This is a genomic window from Caulobacter sp. GW822-FHT07D08 (genome assembly GCF_058798735.1).
Window position 1 is genome coordinate 1 of the sequence record NZ_JBXAKU010000026.1, and the last position, 19,390, is coordinate 19,390.

The following is a 19,390-nucleotide window of genomic DNA, read 5'->3' on the forward strand; positions in this document are numbered from 1 at the left end:
ATCGCGCCGGGGCGTGAACGCCAACCGTCATCGCCAAAAACGCGGTGACCGCGCCTGACGAAAGCCACATCGGCGCGTTAGCTTCAGCATGATGCGCCGGCTGGTCCCCTTCGCCCTCCTCATCGCCCTGGCGGGTCCCGCCCGGGCCGACGCCGAGTGGGAGACGAAGGGCGACGGCATCGCCGTCCAGGCGCATGCCGACAACCACGGGCGCGGCGTGGTCCGGGCCAATGTCGAGATCGACGCGCCGCCGGCCGTGGTGTTCCGCATCATCCTGGACTGCGACCGCGCGGCCCGCATGAGTCCGGGCGTCAAGAGCTGCCGCGTGCTCTCGCGCGCGCCGGACGGGACGGAGATCCGCGAGCACACGGTCAAGTGGGGCTTCTTCCTGCCGAGCCTGCGCTCCACCTCGCGCGTCACCGTGGAGCCCGACCGGCTGATCCGCTTCGCCTGCATAGGCGGCGACATTCGGGCCTGCGAGGGGGCCTGGCGGCTCGAGCCGCTGGACGGAGGACTGCGCACCCGCGTCACCTACGACCTGTGGGCCACCGCGCCCTTCGCCCTCCCGGCCGGCATGATCAGCGGCATGATGCGCCGCGACGTGCCACAGTCGCTGAAGGCGCTGCGACGCGAATGCGAGGGACGATGACGGATACGGACGAGCCCGACGGCCTCTGGCTGTTCGACGGCGTCTGCAACATCTGTACGGGTTCGGTGCAGGCGGTCCTGCGCCTGGACCGCAAGGGCGTGATCCGGTTCACGCCCATTCAGTCACCCTATGGCCGTGAGCTCGCCCTGGCGCATGGCGTCGATCCTGAAACGCCCGAAAGCTTCCTGTTCCTCGACCACGGCCGCCCCCTGGCCAAGACCGCCGCCATCGGCGCCCTGCTGCGCCGGCTGGACGCCCCCTGGCGCTGGTTCGCGTTCATCGACCACCTGCCGCGCGGCCCGACCGACGCGGCCTACGACTGGATCGCGACGAACCGCTACCGGCTGATGGGCAGGAGGGGCCACTGCATCGTCCCGACGCCGCAGCAGCGAGGGCGGTTCGTGCTGGAATTGGATCCGCCAACCTGACGGAAGGGGCGCTTCAGCGGGCCGCAATGGGTTGAAGGACGCTAGTAAGTTTATGTTTCTAGTGTGCTTTCTGGATTTGAAGTTCGCTCAGAGCCTGATCCAAGTGCGGGCGAACTTCAAATCCACCACACTAAAACAACGCCGCCACGCTCTCGGCGCTGTAGGGCTTCTGCAGCACCGGCGTCTCCTTGAACCGGTCCGGGAAGGCGGCGCTGTCGCCGAAGCCGGTGCCGAAGGCGAAGGGCACGCCGGCGTCCTGCAGGGCTTCGGCCACCGGGAAGCTGGTCTCCTGGCCCAGATTGACGTCCAGGATCGCGAATGGCGGCGTCTCGTTGCTCAGGGCCTCGAAAGCCTGGGCGACGCTGGAGGCGACGATGACCTGCTTGACGCCCAGCCGGACCAGCATGTCCTCGAGATCCAGCGCGATGATCATGTTGTCCTCGAGCACCAGCATCCGCTCGGGGGCCCGCACCGGCGTGTCGGCGCGGCGCGGCTGGCTCACGGCCGCGGTCACGCCCTCGCTGGAGACGTAGCGGCCGGGGATGCGGATGCGGGCCTGCAAGCCCTCGGGCCGGTAGTCCAGCGCCACCTCGCCGTTCAGATCGTGCGGGATCGAATGCTCGATGATCGTCGAGCCGAAGCCTCGGCGGGTCGGCGGCTTGACCGGCGGACCGTCGCGCTCGCGCCAGTCGATGATCAGGTCGCCCTTGGCGTCGCGCGCCCAGTCGATCGCCACATGGCCGCGCTGATCGCACAGGGCCCCATACTTGGCCGAGTTGGTCATCAGCTCATGGATGACCAGGGACAGGATCGAGAAGGCGTCCGGCGCCAGGGCGGTCGGCGCGCCCTTGAGACGCACGCGCTCGGCCTTGGTCGACAGATAGGCCTCGGCCTCGGCGGTGATCAGGTCGCTGAGCGCGCCCGGTCCCCATTGATGGCGGGTGATCTGGTCGTGGGCCCGGGCCAGGGCCTGGACGCGACCGCCGACCACCTCGGCGAACGCCTCGACGGTCGAGACGCCGGCCTTGCTCTGGCTGATCAGACCCCGGATCAGGCCCAGGATGTTGCGCACCCGGTGGTTCAGCTCGGCGATCAGCAGTTCCTGGCGCTGGTTGGCGCGCTGGCGCTCCTCGTCGGCGAGATCGGTCAGGCGGAAGACGATCTCCAGCAGGCTGGTGCGCAGGCTCTCGGCGAGCGAACGTTCGACCGTGGTCCACGGCCGACTCTGGCCCCGCACCGTCTCTTCCCAGGCCTCGAAGCTCTTGCGCGGGGTCAGGCGGTCTCCCAGGGGGCCGACCTGGACCAGCTTGGCCGGCTTGCCGGCCCAGACCAGGGTCTTGGCCTCCTCCTTGCGGAAGAAGATCAGGTAGTCGCGCGGCGCGCGCGACAGCGGCACGGCCATCATGCCGGCCGCCTTCTGCGACCAGACGGCCGCCGACGGCAGCAGGCCGGCGATCTCGTTCGTCGCGAACACCGAATGGGTGTCCTTCTCGCGCAGCCCCCGCAACAGGGTGTGGACGTCGCTGGCGTCGGGCGTGGAGTCGCGCAGGGTCAGTCGCCCCTCGAGCCATAGGGCCAGGCCATCGCAGCCGACCAGCCGGCACAGGTCGTCGAGGAACGGGATCAGACTGTCCGCCCCCTGGGGAGCGCTGACCACGGCGCTCATCATCCGGTCGTGCAGATTGCGCGCCTCGGCCATGCGCCGGGTCTCGATCTCGCGCTCGCGGCTCTCCAGCGTCAGGGAGAACAGCTGGCCGAACAGCTCGGCGGCCGTGCGGCGCTCATAGCTGATGTGCTTGGGCGCGTAGTGGTGGCAGGCGAACAGGCCCCACAGCTTGCCGTCGCGCAGGATGGAAATCGACAGCGAGGCGGCCACGCCCATGTTGCGCAGGTACTCGATGTGGATCGGCGAGACGGCGCGCAGCATGCTCATCGACAGGTCGACGGGCTCGCCGGCCGGGCTGGTCGGCGGGATGATCGGCGAGACCTCGGCGTCGACATCGGCGATGATCCGCAGCCAGTTGCGTTCGTAGAGGGCGCGGGCCTGCACGGGGATGTCCGAGGCCGGATAGCGCTGGCCCAGGAACGAGCCGACGCCCGGCCGCACCGACTCGGCGATCACCTCGCCCGCGCCGTCGTGGGCGAAGCGGTAGACCATCACCCGGTCGAACTCGGTCAGGGCCCGCACCTGGCGGGCGGCCTCGTGGCAGAAGTCCTCGAAGGTCGGTCGCGCGGCGATGCGGGTCGTCATCGAGCGCACGGCCGAGGCGGCCTCGATCAGGATATCGGGATGGCTGGGCTCGCCCTCGATGATCAGCAGGCGGCCGGAATAGTGCAGGGCAAGGTCGAAGTCCTCGCCGCCGTCGACCAGGGGCTGGCCGAACATCCGCTCGATCGCGTCGGCGCCGCGCATGATCTGCAGGCGGCCGCGGATGTTGTGGATGGCGTGACCGCTCAGCACCTGGCTCAGGGGCTTGCCGATCAGGTCGGCGGGGGCCAGGCCCAGATAGCGCAGGCTGGTGGTCGAGGCGTGAACCACCAGCCAGTCGGAATTGACGGCCAGCAGGAAACCGAACGGCTGTACCGAGCCGAGGGTGTGGATCGGCTCCCGGTCACAGTTGGTCAGATCGACCTCAAACCCCGACATGGGCGCCGGTTCGGACATTCAGGGCTCCAGGCGGGGCTATCGTCTCGAACGCGTCCGAGAAACACTGGAAGCCATATCGCGCCCCGGCCTCCACCTCGTCTGTCCGAGTCCCGACATTGGGTTTCTCAAGCCAGGCCAGAAACGATCGCCAGAGGTCGTCGCCCTCGCCCTGGGTCAGATAGGCCAGCGGCAGGCCGTGGCCGGAGGCGCGGACCTGACGGGCCAGGAAGCGGGCGCCCAGACGCGAGCCTTCCAGGACGTAGAGCAGGCCGGCCCCGAAGTCCGGCGATGGAACGAGGGCGGCGGCGAACGGCGGCGTGTCCAGGCCGAGGGCGGCGAGATCTCGGGCCAGGGCGATGCGGCGGACACGCGCGGGCCAGTCGGGCAGCCAGTCGGCGACCCCCGCTCGCTCCAGAGCCAGTTCCAGCGGCGCGACGGCCAGGACCGAAGCCGACACGAACGCGCGGTAGCCCGGCGACGTCTCGATCCGCCAGCCGGCGACTCGGGCGTCCAGGGCGGCGTGGCTGTCGGAAGTGGCCGCGCGCAGGCGGTCGCGAAGCAAAGTGTCGGACAAATTTCCCCCTACGCGAATCGAGCCCTTCACGCTGAGGGGGCGAGACAATTCGAGGTAACGTGGGCGGCGCCACCCCGTTCCCTCCACATAACAGGACGGTAAGGTTTACCGTGCGGGGCCCGGTGATAGGGTCGCCGCCGGACTGTTCAGGAGACCTTCGCGCATGATCCGCACCGCCAAGCTGGCCCTCATGGCCGCGGCTCTTTCCACCACGGCGCTTTCGCCGCTGGCCCACGCCGCCGCCCAGGCCAAGCCGAAGGCCGCCGTCGCCGCGCCCGCTGCTTCCGCGATCAAGGTCCCACCGATCGTCTACCAGCAGCGCGTGCTGCCCAATGGCCTGAAGGTCTACACCTCGCGGGATGCGACGACCCCGAACGTCTCGGTGCAGGTCTGGTACGGCGTGGGCTCCAAGGACGATCCGCGCGGACGGTCGGGATTCGCGCACCTGTTCGAACACCTGATGTTCAAGGCCACCCGCAACATGCCCAGCGAGACGCTGGACCGCCTGACCGAGGACGTGGGCGGCTTCAACAACGCCTCCACCTGGGACGACTTCACCAACTATTACGAGGTCGCGCCGGCCAACCACCTGGAACGTCTGCTCTGGGCCGAAAGCGATCGCCTGAAGTCGTTGGTCATCGACGAGGCGGTGTTCGCCTCCGAGCGCGACGTCGTGAAGGAAGAGCTGCGCCAGCGCGTTCTGGCCGACCCCTATGGGCGCTTTTTCGCCCTGTCGATTCCGCAGCAGTCGTTCACCGCCCACCCCTACCAGCGCCCGGGCATCGGCTCGATCGAGGAGCTGGACGCGGCGACGGTCGACGACGTCCGCGCCTTCCACGCCACCTACTACCGGCCGGACAACGCGGCCCTGATCGTCGTCGGCAATTTCGACCAGGCCAAGCTGGACGCGATGATCGACCAGTATTTCGGCTCCCTGAAGACGCCGGCCGGAACGATCCCGAAGGTCACCGTGGTCGAGCCGCCCCGCACGGGCCCCAAGAGCGTCAACACCTACGGTCCCAACGTGCCGCTGCCGGCCCTGGCCATCACCTGGCTGGCCCCGGCCGCCGCCGACAAGGACACGCCCGCCCTGACCGTGCTGGACGCGGTACTGTCGGCCGGCAAGTCGTCGCGGCTTTATGACAGCCTGGTCTACGACCAGAAGATCGCCCAGTCGGTGTTCTCCAGCGCCCCCAACAACGCCCAGCCGGGCCTGTTCTACGTCGGCGCGGTGATGGCCGGCGGCAAGACGGTCGCCCAAGGCGAAGCCGCGCTTCGCGCGCAAGTCGCCCGCGTCCGCGACGGCCTGGTCACCCCCGCAGAGCTCGCCGAGGCCAAGGCCGGCCTGCTGGCCGACGCCGTCCGCCGCCGCGAGGAGATCGACGGCCGCGGCTTCGCGATCGGCTACGCCCTTGAAACCGAGGGCGATCCGGCCGTCGCCAACACCGCCCTGGCCAAGCTGCAGGCCGTCACCGCCGCCGACATCCAGCGCGTCGCCAAGAAATACCTGGCCGACGATCGCCGCACGGTGATCCGCTACCTGCCGGAAAAGGACCGGCCGGCCGGCGAAAAGGACGCCACGCCGCCGATCCCCAAGGTCGCCTCGGTCAAGTTCGACGGCGCGGTCACCACGCTCGCGCCCGAGGACGAGCGCCAGAAGCCGCCGGCCATCGGCGCGCCCGTACCGGCCGTGATGCCGAGCCCAGCCGAAAAGACCCTGGCCAACGGCCTGCGGGTCATCGTCGCCAAGTCCAGCGACCTGCCGCTGATCACCGCCGACCTCACCGTCAAGGGCGGGGCAAGTTCCGACCCCGCCGGCTTGGCCGGGGTCTCCAGCCTGACCTCCGAACTCCTGACCGAGGGCACCACCACGCGCTCGGCCACCCAGGTCGCCCGCGAGACCGAGGCCCTGGGCGCCAATCTGGAAGCCGGCTCGGGCTGGGAAGCCGCCTCCCTGACCCTCAGCGTCACGGCCAACAACGCCGCCCCGGCCATGGCCATCATGGCCGACGTCGCCGAGCGCCCGGCCTTCTCCGCCGAGGAGCTGGACCGCGTCCGCACCGAGACCCTGGACGGCCTGTCGGTCTCGTTCCAGCGTCCGGGCACGCTGGCCGCCTTCGCCACCGCGCCCGTGCTCTACGCCGGATCGGCCTATGGCCACGTGGCCGGCGGCACGCCCGGCTCGCTGCCGAAGATCAAGCGCGCGGATCTGGCCAAGACCCACGCCGCCTACTGGCGTCCGGACAACGCCGTGCTGGTGCTGACCGGCAACCTGACGCCCGAGGCCGGCTTCGCCCTCGCCGAGAAGGCGTTCGGCGGCTGGAAGAAGCCCGCGACGACGCCGCCCGCCCAGCCGGCCGCCCCCACGGGCTACACGCCGCGCAACGTCGTCATCGACCTGCCCGGCACAGGCCAGGCCGCCGTGGTGCTGGCCAAGCCGGCCATCACCCGCGCCGACCCGAACTACTACCAGGGCGTGGTCGCCAACACGGTGCTGGGCGTCGGCTTCAGCTCGCGCCTGAACCAGGAGATCCGCATCAAGCGCGGCCTGTCCTACGGGGCCGGCTCCAGCCTGACGCCGCAGGGCCGCTTCGGCGGCTTCTCGGCCCGCGTGCAGACCAAGAACGCGTCGGCCGGCGAGGTCGTCACCCTGACCCGCGCCGAGCTGACGCGCCTGGGCGCCGAACCGGCCTCGGCCGGCGAGCTGGCCGCGCGCAAGTCGGTGCTGGTCGGCAATTTCGGGCGTGATCTCGGCACGTCGGAAGGCCTGGCCAACATTCTGGGCAACTACGCCGTCTATGGCGTGCCGCTGACCGAGATCCAGAGCTACGCCGCCAAGGTCGAGGCCGTGACGCCAGAGGAGGTCCAGGCCTTCGCCAAGGCCAAGCTGGACCCGGCCCAGATGAGCGTCATCGTCGCCGGCGACGCCAAGGCCATGGGCGCGGACCTGGCCAAGGCCGCGCCGAACGCCACGGTGATCCCGGCCGACAAGCTGGACCTCGACGCGTCGAGCCTGACCAAATAACGGAACGGCTGGTCCCACGATCCGATTGAGGTCTCATGGACGAGGTCGACATCGCGATCGTGGGCGCCGGCGCCGCCGGGCTGGCCGCCGCCGAGGCCGTGGCCGCCAGCGGTCTGACGGGCGTGCTGCTGGAGGCCCGCGACCGTCTCGGCGGCCGCGCCCATACAATCCACACATCCGTCGGCCCCATCGACCTTGGCTGCGAATGGCTGCACTCGGCCGACGTGAACCCGCTGGTCGCCAGGGTCGGGGCCCTGGGCCTGACCCTCGACAGGACCCCGCCGCCCTGGGCCAATATCGCCGACAGCCCGATCTTCAGCCGCGAGGCGCGCGCCGAATTCGGCGAGGCATTCCAGGCCCTGGACGCGCGGATCGAGGCGGCGGCCCAGGACGGCGGTCCGGACCGGCCGGCGTCCGACCTGTTGGACCCGGACAGCCGCTGGACCCCGCTGCTGAACGCCTTCAGCGCCTTCTACAACGGCGCGGAGTTCGACCAGGTCTCTCTGCACGACTACGCCGCCTACGAGGACACCGAGGTCGACTGGCGGGTCGCCGAGGGTTATGGCGCGGCCATCGCGCGCCTCGGCGGCCACCTGCCGACGCGCCTGTCCTGCCCTGTCTCGATGATCCGTCACGACGGTCACCGCGTGGAGCTGGAGACGGCGCTGGGGACGATCTCGGCCAGGGCGGTGATCGTCTGCGCGCCCACCGCGATCCTGGCCACGGGCGCCCTTCGTTTCATGCCCGCCCTGCCCGATAAGCTGGACGCCGCCGCCGGCCTGCCGCTGGGTCTGGCCGACAAGGTGTTCCTGCGGCTGGACGAACCGGAGATGTTCCCGCCGGAGACCCAGCTCTATTCCGATCCCCACATCACGGCGACCGGGGCCTATCACCTGCGGCCGCTGCACAAGCCGGTGATCGAGGTGTTCCTCGGCGGCGCTCACGCCCGCGCGCTGGAGGGGCAGGGACCTGGCGCGGCGGCGGCCTTCGCGGTCGAGGGGCTGGTCTCGGTCTACGGCGGCGACATCCGATCCAAGGTACACGTGATCGCCGAGACGCACTGGGCCGCCGATCCCTTCGCCGGCGGCTCCTATTCCCACGCCCTGCCCGGCCATGCCGGCGCGCGGGCCGCGCTGGCCGCGCCGGTCGACCAGCGCCTGTTCTTCGCCGGCGAGGCCTGCAGCCCGAACTTCTTCTCCACCGCCCACGGCGCCTGGCTGACAGGCCAGGCGGCGGCGCGAGCGGCGATCGCGAGCCTTACTTAGGCGTCGCCAGCAGGTCGCGGATTTCAGTCAGCAGCTTCTCTTCCGGCGTCGGGGCCGGCGGGGCGCTGGGCGCGGGCTGCTCGGCGTCCTGGCGGCGGATGCCATTGACCACCTTGACCAGCAGGAACACCACGAACGCGACGATGAAGAACTGGATCAGGGTGTTGATGAAGGCGCCGTACATGATCGAGACCTTCTCGACCGCCTCGGTGGCCGGATCCTCGGGCCGAAGCACCCATTCCAGCTTCGAGAAGTCGAGACCACCGGTCAGCAGCCCGATCGGCGGCATGATCACCTGGTCGACCAGGCTTTTCACGATGCCATTGAACGCCGCGCCGATGATCACACCGACAGCCAGGTCGATGACGTTGCCCCGGGCGATGAACTCGCGGAATTCCTTGACGACGCTCATGACGAAACTCTCGCTGCCTCAAATACGGCGCCGAGGCTGAGGGCGTTCGCGTCCCAGGGTCAACCCTGGGAGACAATCGTTCTTATTCGTCGCCGTCGGCGTTGAGGCGGGCGCGCAGTTCCTTGCCGCTCTTGAAGAACGGCACGTGCTTGGCGCGGACGTCCACCGCCTCGCCGGTGCGCGGGTTGCGGCCGGTGCGGGCGGGACGCGAGCGGACCGACAGCGCGCCGAAGCCTCGCAGCTCGACGCGGCCGCCATCCTCCAGGGCCCCGATCATGCGCTCAAGGATCACGCCGACCACGCGTTCGACGTCTTTCTGCGTCAGGTGCGGATTTTCATTCGCGAGCCTGGCGATGAGTTCAGACTTGATCATCGATATCCCCGGAACGCCCTTGGGAGGAGAAAGGCGCGAGCGGACCTTTGCCCAACGATGGCTGAGTCTTCAAGGGGTTGCGTGAGATTCTCGAACGGGGTTCGGTTAATGGCCAAGAGGGTGGCAGCCGAAGGTGCGAGCGGTTTCGGCGTCCGCCACCCTCCATGAAAAGGTCTCACGAACCCTTCGGCGCGCGGATGATCAGGGCCTGCTCGGCCAGCCGGCGACGCACCCTGTTGGCCTCCTCGACCTGATCGAAGGGCAGTTCGCGGCCGATGCTCTGGTCGGACTCGAAGACGCGGGCGAGGACAGCCCCTCGGGCTTGGTGACCCGCGCGATGCGGCGAACGTAGCGGAACAGGCCCTCCTGGCCGAGCAGGGCCTGGGTGTCGTCCAGCACCGCCTGCACGGCCGGAGCCTGGTCGTCGCCGGGCGGGGCCGGGACCTCGGCGACTTTCACCCATGGGGCCGGCGGACCGTAGGCGGGCTTGTCGTCGGCCCGGGCCGCGCTCCCCACGGCCAGAACCGAAACCGCGGCCACCGCCGCCCAACGCTGAAACACGCCACACCCCCGAAACGCTCAACCTCAGGCAATGTGTGGCAGGGTTTCGCGCAAAAGAAAACGGCGGCGGGATTACTCCCGCCGCCGCCGACTTCAACCCACAGGGGGAAGAAGACTATTCCTTGGAAGCGCGCTCGCGCAGAGCGGCGCCCAGGATGTCGCCCAGCGAAGCGCCGGAGTCCGACGAGCCGAACTGCTCGATGGCTTCCTTCTCTTCGGCCATTTCCAGCGACTTGATCGACATCGAGACGCGGCGCGCGGCCTTGTCCACGTTGGTGATCTGAGCGTCGACGCGGTCACCCACGGCGAAGCGCTCGGGGCGCTGTTCCTGACGATCACGCGACAGGTCCGACTTGCGGATGAAGGCGGTCATCGGGGCGTCGTCTTCACCGAAGCGGACTTCGATGCCGCCCGTGGTGACTTCCGTGACGGTGACGGTCACGGTCTGGTTCTTGCGGTAGGTGTCGCCCGACATCGGGTCGCCAGCCAGCTGCTTGATGCCCAGCGAGATGCGTTCCTTCTCGACGTCGACGTCGAGAACCTTCGCCTTGACCAGGTCGCCCTTCTTGTAGCGGGCCATGGCTTCTTCGCCCGGGACGCTCCAGTCGATGTCCGACAGGTGCACCATGCCGTCGATGTCGTTGTCGAGGCCGACGAACAGACCGAATTCGGTCGCGTTCTTGACTTCGCCTTCGACGGTCGAGCCGACCGGGTGCGCTTCCAGGAAGGCTTCCCACGGGTTGGCCAGAGCCTGCTTCAGGCCCAGCGAAACGCGGCGCTTGGACGGATCGACGTCCAGCACGACCACGTCGACTTCCTGCGAGGTCGAGACGATCTTGCCGGGGTGGACGTTCTTCTTGGTCCAGGACATTTCCGAGACGTGCACCAGGCCTTCGACGCCGGCTTCCAGCTCAACGAACGCGCCGTAGTCGGTGATGTTGGTGATGCGGCCCGTGAACTTGGCGCCGACCGGGTACTTGGCTTCCACGCCGTCCCACGGATCCGACTGCAGCTGCTTCATGCCGAGGCTGATGCGCTGGGTGTCCGGGTTGATCTTGACGATCTGGACCTTCACGGTGTCGCCCACGGCGAGCACCTGGCTCGGGTGGTTGACGCGCTTCCAGCTCATATCGGTGACGTGCAGCAGGCCGTCGATGCCGCCCAGGTCGACGAACGCACCGTAGTCGGTGATGTTCTTGACGACGCCTTCGCGGATTTCACCCTCTTGCAGCTGCGACACCAGTTCGGTGCGCTGCTCGGCGCGGGCTTCTTCCAGGATGGCGCGACGCGAGACGACGATGTTGCCGCGCGGACGGTCCATCTTCAGGATGGCGAAGGGCTGTTCCTTGCCCATCAGCGGACCGACGTCGCGGACCGGACGGATGTCGACTTGCGAGCCCGGCAGGAAGGCCGAAGCGCCGCCCAGGTCGACGGTGAAGCCACCCTTCACGCGGCCGACGATGGCGCCCATGACGGGTTCGTTCTTGGCGTAGACGCCTTCCAGACGGGTCCAGGCTTCTTCGCGCTTGGCCTTTTCGCGGCTGATGACCGCTTCGCCGAGGGCGTTTTCCAGGCGTTCCAGGAAGACTTCGACCGAATCGCCGATCTTGATGGTGGCCTTGCCGGCTTCGTCGACGCCGAATTCCTTCAGCTGAATACGACCTTCGGTCTTCAGACCGACGTCGATGATCGCGAAGTCCTTTTCGATCCCGACGACCTTGCCTTTGACGACGGTGCCTTCCGCGAAATCGCGGCCGCCCATCGAGTCGTTCAGCAGCGCTTCGAAATCGTCGCGCGTCGGGTTGAAGCTCATATCGTCAGCCATGCTGATGTTTAGTCTCGTAGGTTGGGGGAAGCCCTGTGGCGAGCGCCGCCGGAGAAAGCGGTTCTCGGGATTCCGGATGAAGTGGGTTTTCTGCGGTCCCGCGATGTTCTCTCTATCGCGGCGAGGTCGGCGGTGGATTTGCCCTACCGGCTAGAGCCGGTGATGGGCGCGCGCGTCCTCGACGATACGGCGGGCCGCATCGAAGGCCTGCTCTATAGTCATTTCCGACGTATCGAGCAAGACGGCGTCTTGCGCCTGGGTCATCGGCGCGTCCTTGCGGCCGCCGTCGCGCGCGTCGCGCTTGTGGATATCGGCCAGGATATCCTCGAAATCCACGACCTCGCCCTGTTCCGTCAGCTGCTTCCAGCGCCGCTGGGCGCGAACCTCGGGACGCGCGGTGACGTACAGCTTGGCCGGCGCGCGGGGAGCGATCACCGTGCCGATGTCGCGCCCATCCAGCACCGCGCCGGGCTCGCGCCGGGTGAAATCACGCTGCAGATCGAACAGGGCCGCCCGAACGCCGGGATGGACGGCCACGCGGCTGGCGGCCTCGCCGGCCGCGCGCGTCCGCACCTCGGCGCGGTCCAGGTCCGAGAGATCCAGGGTGCGCGCCACGCCCTCGGCCGCGATCGGGTCGTCCAGATCTCCCGCCCCGGCGAGCACGCCCACGCCGACAGCGCGGTACAGCAGGCCGGTGTCGAGCAGGGGATAGCCATAAAGCGCCGCCAGGCGTCCGGCTATGGTGCCCTTGCCCGAGGCGGCGGGGCCGTCGACGGCGATGACGAAACCCGCCACGTCAGGCTTCCGCCAGGGTCGCGCCCAAGCCGCGCATCAGGTCGACGAAGCCCGGGAAGCTGGTGGCGATCATGCCCGGCTCGTCGACCGCCACGCCTTCCTGGGCGGCCATGCCCAGGATCAGGTGGCTCATGGCGATCCGGTGGTCGCCGTGGGTCTCGACGATCGTCCCGCCGCGCGGCGACTGGCCGGTCCCGCGGACGATGAAGCCCTCCGGCTCCTCCTCGACGTCGACGCCGCAGGCTTCGAGGCCCGCCGCCGTCAGGGCGATGCGGTCGCTTTCCTTGACGCGCATCTCGCCGACGCCGCGCATCACCGTCTCGCCTTCCGCGAAAGCGGCGGCGATGGCCAGGATCGGATATTCGTCGATCATCGACGGCGCGCGCTCGGGCGGAACGATCACGCCCTTGAGCCTGGAGTAGCGGGCGGTGATGTCGCCGACCTCCTCGCCGCTGGCGACGCGCCGGTTCGAGATCACCAGGTCGGCGCCCATTTCCCGCAGCGTCGTGAAGAGGCCGGTGCGCAATTCGTTGAGCATCACGCCCTCGACCGTCACTTCCGAGCCCGGAACCAGCAGGCCGGCCACCAACGGGAAGGCCGCCGACGAGGGGTCGCCCGGAACGGCGACATGCGCGCCGGTCAGCTTCTGGCCTTCCGGCAGGCGAATGTGGCGGAAGGTCTTCTCGCCAACGACCCGGTCCTCGACGATCACCTCGGCCCCGAAGGCGCGCAACATGCGCTCGGTGTGGTCGCGGGTGGCTTCGGGTTCGATGACCTCGACGCCGCCCTCGGCGTGCAGGCCGGCCAGCAGCACGGCCGACTTCACCTGGGCCGAGGCCATCGGCAGGGTGTAGTTCAGGCCGCGCAGATTGCCGCCCTTCAGCGTCAAGGGCAGGCGCCCCCTGTCGCGGCCCAGCCAGGTCGCGCCCATACGGGCCAGCGGATCCAGCACCCGGCTCATCGGGCGGCTGCGCAGCGAGCTGTCGCCCGTGAAGGTGGCGCACATCGCAAAACCCGCCGCCGCGCCCATGATCAGGCGCACGCCGGTGCCAGCGTTGCCGCAGTCGATCACGTCGGCCGGCTCCTCGAACCCGCCCTTGCCCTCGATGCGCCAGCGGCCGACGCCTTCCTGCTCGACCCGCGCGCCGAAGGCCCGCATGGCCCGCGCGGTGGCGAGCACGTCGTCGCCTTCCAGCAGGCCTTCCACCGTCGTCGTCCCGGTCGCCAGCGCGCCCAGGATCATCGCTCGGTGGGAAATGGACTTGTCACCCGGGGCCCGCACGATCCCTCGCAGAGCGCCTGCGGGCGCGCTCTTCAATCCAGCCGACGACATGCCGAGACCGGCTCCTTGGTGCTTGGTGGTTTTCGCGAAGGGGATTGCTTTTGACAGCGGGCTCTCGTCATGGCAAGTGACCGGCCGCTTTTCCCATCCGGATCAAAGGGTCGCCACTTGGCCAATCCCGAATTGGGCGCAAAACAAATTTGCCCCAACTGCCAATCCAAATTCTACGATCTCGGCCGTCGTCCGGCCGTGTGCCCCAAATGCGGCGAGTCGTTCGACCCGGAGGAGGCGCTGAAATCGCGCCGCGTCCGCGCTCGCTCGATCACGCCGGATTATGACGCCGAGGACGAGAAGCCCGCCCCCGCGCCCAAGGACGAGGACGGCTTCGAGGACGAAGTCGATGAAACGCCCGAAATCGACAAGGTCGAGCCGGACGTCATCGAGACCGACGACGAAGACGCCGAGCCCGGCGCCGCCCCCGCGGGCGGTGACGACCTGGGCGTCGACTTCGCCGAGGACGAGGATCTCGCCGAAGACGAGGCCGACGACGTTCCGTTCCTGGAGGACGAGGACGACGACGACAATCTCGACGACGAGATCGAAGGCCTGCCCGGCGAGGGCGACGAAGACTAATCCGCCAGGTTAGTCTCTCTGGTTGGTAGCCGGTTTCGGACATGCGAAACCGGCTATCCACAGGGGTTTTCCGGGGTGCGACACTTTTCTCGAAAAAAGTTCGAGAAGAGGCTTGATCCCGAAAAAATCCCGGACTAGTTTCCGCGCCTCTTCGGGGGGCGACGCAAGTCGGAAACGCCGAAGAGACCAAGGATTTCCGAGAGTTACCGCAAGGTTCTCGAAGAAAAATTTGGGGCTATAGCTCAGCTGGTAGAGCGCTTGAATGGCATTCAAGAGGTCAGCGGTTCGACTCCGCTTAGCTCCACCATCAAGGCCCGGACGGAAACGTCCGGGCCTTGTCCATTTCCGGACCTGAATTTCAGCCGGCTCCTCGCACCCCCGCCACCTCTTGAAGTGATTGGCCACGGCCTCCACATCTAGAGCCGTGTCGTGGGGATCGGCGCCGATCCTCGGGTTTATCTCCGCGAACGAAGTCGCTTAAGCGAGGACTTCGCGATGAACCGAATGATCATGTTCGACAGCCCCTTTCTGCTGGGCTTCGAGCACACCCGAGACCTCATAGAGCGCGCAGCCAAGGCCGCCTCGGAAAGCTATCCGCCCTACAACGTCGAGCAGGCCGACAACGGCGGCGTGCGCATCACCCTCGCCGTGGCGGGCTTCTCGCCCGATCAGCTGCAGGTGACGGTCGAGGGCGGCCAGCTGGTCGTCGGCGGCAAGCGCGACAGCGGCGACGGGCGCGGAGAGGCCGAGCGGGCCTTCCTGCACCGCGGGATCGCCGCGCGGGGCTTCGTGCGCACCTTCGTCCTCGCCGAGGGCATGGAGGTGACCGCCGCGACCCTGGAACACGGCCTGCTGCACATCGATCTGGCCCGGCCCGAACCCGAGCGCCTCGTGAAGAAAATTCCCATTCGCAGCGCGGGCTGAGAAGCCGCGCGGAACCCGCCTCGCCGCTCTGGGCTCTGAACCGGCCGGAGAAAGGCGCGTTCCCTAATCAAGGAGGTGGTCATCATGACGCCCAACACGCACTACAGCAGCCCGCTCTTCACCAGCGAAGCTTTCGCGGCCCTTGGCGCGCCCGACCTCGTCTATGTCCGGCCGATCAAGGCGGCCGAGATCCTCGCCGACGTCCCCGAGGGCGTGCAGGACTTCAACCTGGCGCCCGACCAGACCCTCTATGCGGTGTGCCGCGCGGACGGCGCGCGCCTGGCCGTGATGATCGACCGCGACACCGCGATCGCCGCCGCCCTGGCCCACGAACTGGCGCCGGTTTCCGTCCACTAACGGTTTGAAGGGCCGCCCCGCGCGGGCGGCCTTTTAAGCGGCCGTGCTGGTCGCTTCTTGGGTCAGCAGCACATGGATCGCGTCCGCCGAGCGCGCCTGGCGCAGAGCCGACCGCGTTTCAGGCTGACGCATCATCCGGGCCACCCGCGCCAGGGCCCTCAAGTGCTGGGCGTTGGCGTCGCGGGGCGCGAACAGGGCCACCAGAAGATCGACGGGCTTGTCGTCCAAGGCGTCGAAGGCCACCGGGGTGTCCAGGCGCACCACGACCGCGCGGACACGATCCAGGCCGTCCACGCGCGCATGCGGAATAGCCACGCCCTCGCCGACGCCGGTCGAGCCGGCGGCTTCGCGGTCCATCAAGCCTTCAAGCGTTGTGTGGGCGTCGACACCCAATACGCGGGCGGCGACGTCGGCGACCAGGGAAAGAGCCTGGCGCTTGCCGGGCGCGCCAGCGCGCAGCGCCACCGCTCCGGGGTCCAGAAGATCGCCAATGGTCATGGACGTACAAAGCTCGCTAGATGCCGACCGCCTTGGCGCCGTCGCCGCGAATCCGCCGCGACGGCGCCAGACCATGAAGGATCCGGTTAGCTCGCGGTTGACCCGTGCCCGTTCAGCGACTTCGTGCGTTCGGGGTCGATCCAGCCGATATTCCCGTCTGGACGCCGATAGACCACGGACAACCCGCCGTGGGCGGCGTTCCTAAACACGATTGCCGGGTATGCGGTCAAGTCCAGTTCCATGACAGCCATGGAAACGGTCATTGTCTTCACCTCGGCCTGGGTCTCCGCGATGACCATGCCCGCGGGCGCGCCCGTCGGGTGGCCAGCTTCCACATCCCAGTCGTGCTCTTCGCCCTCGTCGACTTCCGGAGCCTTCAGGACGAACATCGCGGCGTTCTCGACCTGCTTGGCCGTGGCCGCCGGCGAGTGGCTCTTCAGCCGCCGCTTGTACCGCCTGATGCGGGTGTCGATCTTGGCCAGGGCCGAGTCGAACGCCGCGTGCGCGTCGCCTCCCGAACCATGGCTGATCAGCTGCTGACCCGAAGCCAGCTTTACCGAGCAATCGACACGGAAGGCGTAGCCGTCCTTGCTGACCACGACCTCGGCGTTACCACCGCGATCGAAGTATTTCCCAATGCTCAGGGCGATTTCGTCGGAGACTCGCACTCGCAGAGCCTCACCAACGTCGACATGCTTGCCGGAAACTTGGACTTGCATGTGACTACAACGCGCCTGTCGCAGGCGGGTGTCAAGCGGCGCCTTAGACGCCTGTGGACGACCTCAAACGAGCCCCGAAAAGACGCTCAGAAGCTTGCGTACGGCCATCACGACAACGTGCGCGCTGACGAACAGAAGCGCCCCGCTACCGATAGCCATCAGGTAGCCGAGCAGGGCCAGAACGCCGTCGCGCTGGAGCAGCGCCAGGGCCAGGACGGCGACCGTCGCGCCGGGCGCCAGGTTGCCCAGCGGGATGGGCAGGACCAGCACCAAGGCCAGCAGGGTGCAGACCACGCCGATCGCCCGTTCGCCCAAGGGTGCGAACATCGGCCGCAGGCGCGGACGGGTGATCAGCTCCATGCTGCGCACGATCGGCGCCAGGCGGCGGAAGAGCCCGCGCAGGTCGTCACGCTTCAGGGGTTTCTCGATCAGCCCCCTTGGCAGCCACGGCGTATCCGCGCCCATGGCGATCTGCGGCGCCAGGAACAGGATCGGCAGCGACAGGACGGTCGAGGAGCCGGGCGGCAGCGGCAAGGTGTTGAGCAGGCCGAAAACCAGCAGCATGGCCCCGAAGGCGCGGCTGTCGAACGCCTCCAGCATCTCGCCCACGGTCAGGATGGGCCGGCTGTCCTCGCCGAAACCCTCGATGACATCCGCGAGCGACTTCTCGTGCATTCCAACCTTCCAGGCGGCGGTAAACGCGGAAGGGGGACTAGACCGCTTCCTTCATCCGACGGCGACGCTCCACCGACGAAGGGATCCGCATGGCCTCGCGGTACTTGGCCACGGTCCGGCGGGCGATGTCGACCCCGGCGGCCTTGAGAATTTCGACAATGGCGTCGTCGGAGTGGACGTCGGCCTCGGTCTTCTCGGCGTCGACCAGGCCCTTGATCTTGTGACGGACGCTGGCGGCCGAGTGGGCCTCGCCGCCCTCCGACGACTGGATGGCCGAGGTGAAGAAGAACTTCAGCTCGAACACGCCGCGCGGGGTGGCGATGTACTTGTTCGAGGTGACCCGGCTGACCGTGCTCTCATGCATGCCGATGGCGTCGGCGACGGTCTTCAGGTTCAGCGGGCGCAGGTGCTCGACGCCGTAGGCCAGGAAGCCGTCCTGCTGGCGGACGATCTCGCTGGAGACCTTCAGGATGGTCTTGGCGCGCTGGTCCAGGCTCTTCACCAGCCAGTTGGCCGTGGCCATGCAGTCCGAGACGAAGGTCTTTTCCTGATCGGTCCGCGCGCCCTTGGCGACGCGGGCGTGGTAGCGCTGGTCGACCAGCACGCGCGGCAGGGTGTCGGTGTTGAGCTCGACGTGCCACATGCCGCCCAGACCCTCGCGGACCATGACGTCGGGCACCAGGGTCTCGGCCGGTTCGCTGTGATAGGCCGCGCCGGGGCGCGGGTTCAGCGAGCGGATCTCGGCGACCATCTCGCGCAGGTCCTCGTCGTCGACGCCGCAGAGGCGGCGCAAGGAGGCCATGTCGCGCTTGGCCAGCAGCTCGAGATTGTCGAGCATGGCGGCCATGGCGGGGTCGTAGCGGTTCTGGTCCTTCAGCTGCAGCGCCAGACACTCGCGGACGTCGCGGGCGAAGACGCCCACCGGCTCGAAGCCCTGCAGGGTGGCGAGCGTTTCCTCGACCATCTCCAGCGGACAACCCAGGCGCTCGGCCAGCTCGATGACGTCGAGGCGCAGGTAGCCGCCTTCGTCGACGGCGTCGATCAGGATCTCGGCGACGGCGTTGCGGGCCGGCGACAGCGCGGCCTGGACAAGCTGCGTGCGCAGATGGGCGGCCAGGGTCGGGATGTCGGTCAGGGCGCGTTCGTAGTTGTCGTCGCCCTCGAAGGAGCCGCCGCCACCGGCGCGCGACCAGTCGATCTGGCCGCCGGCATGTTCGGCGCCGTGCTCGGAGCCAGCTTCGGCGCCATCGCCCGTGGCGCGTTCGCCCGGCGAGACATCCTCGTGCGGCGTGTCCATCTCGCGGCCAGCCGTGGTGTCGGCCACGGCGTCGACATGGGTCAGGCTGGCGTCGCGAACGGCCTCGACCTCGCCCGCGGGCTCGTGATCGCCCTCATCGCGTTGCAGGAGCGGGTTACGCTCCAGCTCCGCCTCGACGAAGGCGTCGAGCTCGATGTTCGACAGCTGCAGCAGCTTGATGGCCTGCTGCAGTTGCGGGGTGATGACGAGGCCCTGACCCTGACGGATCTCGAGGCGGTGGCTGAGCGCCAATGCGCCCTCCTGACAAATCGAAAACTTCGATCGCCATTGAAGGGCCTGTTTGGTTAACGGGTCGCCAACGCCTGCAATTCTTGGGCCGGTGCGACGTTCCGTCCCGGAAAATATCATGCCAGAGGCGTTAGCCCTTACGGGCCAAGGACTTGATCCGGGTGCGGAGGCTCAACGCGGACGCCTTTCCTCGCCCCCGCGC

General features: G+C 68.3%; 19 protein-coding genes and 1 tRNA gene. 8 read left to right on the forward strand and 12 right to left on the reverse strand.

The genetic code is table 11. The features are described 5' to 3' along the window. Window positions 1-91: 91 nt before the first annotated feature. Window positions 92-649 carry an SRPBCC family protein gene (locus AC1RJ9_RS26310; RefSeq protein ID WP_492841476.1) on the forward strand — a complete coding sequence of 186 codons (558 nt, stop codon included), beginning with the start codon at window positions 92-94 and terminating at the stop codon, window positions 647-649. Continuing rightward, a complete protein-coding gene (locus tag AC1RJ9_RS26315; RefSeq protein WP_492841392.1) occupies window positions 646-1,077 on the forward strand; it encodes a thiol-disulfide oxidoreductase DCC family protein in 432 nt (143 codons plus the stop codon). Before AC1RJ9_RS26310 ends, AC1RJ9_RS26315 begins: the two co-directional genes overlap by 4 nt. Window positions 1,078-1,207: 130 nt before the next feature. Here the strand turns inward: AC1RJ9_RS26315 and AC1RJ9_RS26320 are convergent, their stop codons facing one another. Continuing rightward, window positions 1,208-3,742, reverse strand: coding sequence for an HWE histidine kinase domain-containing protein (locus AC1RJ9_RS26320; protein WP_492841394.1), 2,535 nt, complete (start codon window positions 3,740-3,742; stop codon window positions 1,208-1,210). Beyond that, window positions 3,711-4,298 (reverse strand): biliverdin-producing heme oxygenase, encoded by a 588-nt coding sequence (locus tag AC1RJ9_RS26325; RefSeq protein WP_492841396.1) that lies wholly within the window; start codon window positions 4,296-4,298, stop codon window positions 3,711-3,713. Before AC1RJ9_RS26325 ends, AC1RJ9_RS26320 begins: the two co-directional genes overlap by 32 nt. Window positions 4,299-4,461: 163 nt before the next feature. On the opposite strand from AC1RJ9_RS26325, the gene AC1RJ9_RS26330 reads away from it, so the two are divergent. Continuing rightward, a complete protein-coding gene (locus AC1RJ9_RS26330) occupies window positions 4,462-7,323 on the forward strand; it encodes a M16 family metallopeptidase (protein WP_492841398.1) in 2,862 nt (953 codons plus the stop codon). A gap of 35 nt (window positions 7,324-7,358) precedes the next feature. After that, window positions 7,359-8,588, forward strand: a complete 1,230-nt coding sequence (locus AC1RJ9_RS26335) for a flavin monoamine oxidase family protein (RefSeq protein WP_492841400.1) — start codon at window positions 7,359-7,361, stop codon at window positions 8,586-8,588. On the opposite strand, the gene mscL is transcribed toward AC1RJ9_RS26335, so the two are convergent. The 6 genes from mscL to aroA form a co-directional block, all read right to left on the reverse strand. Continuing rightward, on the reverse strand, window positions 8,581-9,000 hold the full coding sequence (gene mscL / locus AC1RJ9_RS26340; protein ID WP_492841402.1) for a large-conductance mechanosensitive channel protein MscL: 420 nt from the start codon (window positions 8,998-9,000) through the stop codon (window positions 8,581-8,583). The genes AC1RJ9_RS26335 and mscL overlap by 8 nt on opposite strands. Before the next feature lie 82 nt (window positions 9,001-9,082). Further along, complete coding sequence (locus AC1RJ9_RS26345; protein ID WP_010921415.1) at window positions 9,083-9,373, reverse strand: integration host factor subunit beta; 291 nt, start codon at window positions 9,371-9,373, stop codon at window positions 9,083-9,085. Window positions 9,374-9,574: 201 nt separating this feature from the next. Next, a complete protein-coding gene (locus tag AC1RJ9_RS26350; protein ID WP_492841405.1) occupies window positions 9,575-9,934 on the reverse strand; it encodes a hypothetical protein in 360 nt (119 codons plus the stop codon). Between the two features lie 115 nt (window positions 9,935-10,049). Next, window positions 10,050-11,759 carry a 30S ribosomal protein S1 gene (rpsA, locus tag AC1RJ9_RS26355; RefSeq protein WP_492841407.1) on the reverse strand — a complete coding sequence of 570 codons (1,710 nt, stop codon included), beginning with the start codon at window positions 11,757-11,759 and terminating at the stop codon, window positions 10,050-10,052. Window positions 11,760-11,909: 150 nt separating this feature from the next. Further along, the gene (gene cmk, locus AC1RJ9_RS26360) at window positions 11,910-12,554 is read right to left on the reverse strand and encodes a (d)CMP kinase (protein ID WP_492841409.1); all 645 of its coding nucleotides are present in this window, start codon (window positions 12,552-12,554) and stop codon (window positions 11,910-11,912) included. A gap of 1 nt (window position 12,555) precedes the next feature. Then, window positions 12,556-13,887, reverse strand: coding sequence for a 3-phosphoshikimate 1-carboxyvinyltransferase (gene aroA, locus AC1RJ9_RS26365; protein ID WP_492841411.1), 1,332 nt, complete (start codon window positions 13,885-13,887; stop codon window positions 12,556-12,558). Between the two features lie 117 nt (window positions 13,888-14,004). On the opposite strand from aroA, the gene AC1RJ9_RS26370 reads away from it, so the two are divergent. From AC1RJ9_RS26370 to AC1RJ9_RS26385, 4 genes are all read left to right on the forward strand, one after another. Then, window positions 14,005-14,469 carry a TIGR02300 family protein gene (locus AC1RJ9_RS26370; RefSeq protein ID WP_492841413.1) on the forward strand — a complete coding sequence of 155 codons (465 nt, stop codon included), beginning with the start codon at window positions 14,005-14,007 and terminating at the stop codon, window positions 14,467-14,469. Window positions 14,470-14,700: 231 nt separating this feature from the next. Further along, a tRNA-Ala gene (locus AC1RJ9_RS26375) sits at window positions 14,701-14,776 on the forward strand. Between the two features lie 188 nt (window positions 14,777-14,964). Beyond that, a complete protein-coding gene (locus AC1RJ9_RS26380; protein ID WP_492841415.1) occupies window positions 14,965-15,393 on the forward strand; it encodes an Hsp20 family protein in 429 nt (142 codons plus the stop codon). An 84-nt stretch (window positions 15,394-15,477) separates the two neighbouring features. Next, window positions 15,478-15,750, forward strand: a complete 273-nt coding sequence (locus AC1RJ9_RS26385) for a DUF1150 family protein (RefSeq protein ID WP_125159597.1) — start codon at window positions 15,478-15,480, stop codon at window positions 15,748-15,750. A gap of 33 nt (window positions 15,751-15,783) precedes the next feature. Here AC1RJ9_RS26385 and ptsN read toward each other — a convergent pair whose 3' ends face one another. The 4 genes from ptsN to rpoN form a co-directional block, all read right to left on the reverse strand. Further along, on the reverse strand, window positions 15,784-16,248 hold the full coding sequence (gene ptsN, locus AC1RJ9_RS26390) for a PTS IIA-like nitrogen regulatory protein PtsN (RefSeq protein ID WP_492841417.1): 465 nt from the start codon (window positions 16,246-16,248) through the stop codon (window positions 15,784-15,786). An 86-nt stretch (window positions 16,249-16,334) separates the two neighbouring features. Continuing rightward, window positions 16,335-16,967 (reverse strand): ribosome hibernation-promoting factor, HPF/YfiA family, encoded by a 633-nt coding sequence (gene hpf, locus AC1RJ9_RS26395; protein ID WP_492841419.1) that lies wholly within the window; start codon window positions 16,965-16,967, stop codon window positions 16,335-16,337. A gap of 63 nt (window positions 16,968-17,030) precedes the next feature. Beyond that, window positions 17,031-17,642, reverse strand: coding sequence for an exopolysaccharide biosynthesis protein (locus tag AC1RJ9_RS26400; RefSeq protein WP_492841421.1), 612 nt, complete (start codon window positions 17,640-17,642; stop codon window positions 17,031-17,033). A gap of 37 nt (window positions 17,643-17,679) precedes the next feature. Beyond that, a complete protein-coding gene (gene rpoN, locus AC1RJ9_RS26405) occupies window positions 17,680-19,191 on the reverse strand; it encodes an RNA polymerase factor sigma-54 (protein ID WP_492841423.1) in 1,512 nt (503 codons plus the stop codon). Window positions 19,192-19,390: the final 199 nt, after the last annotated feature.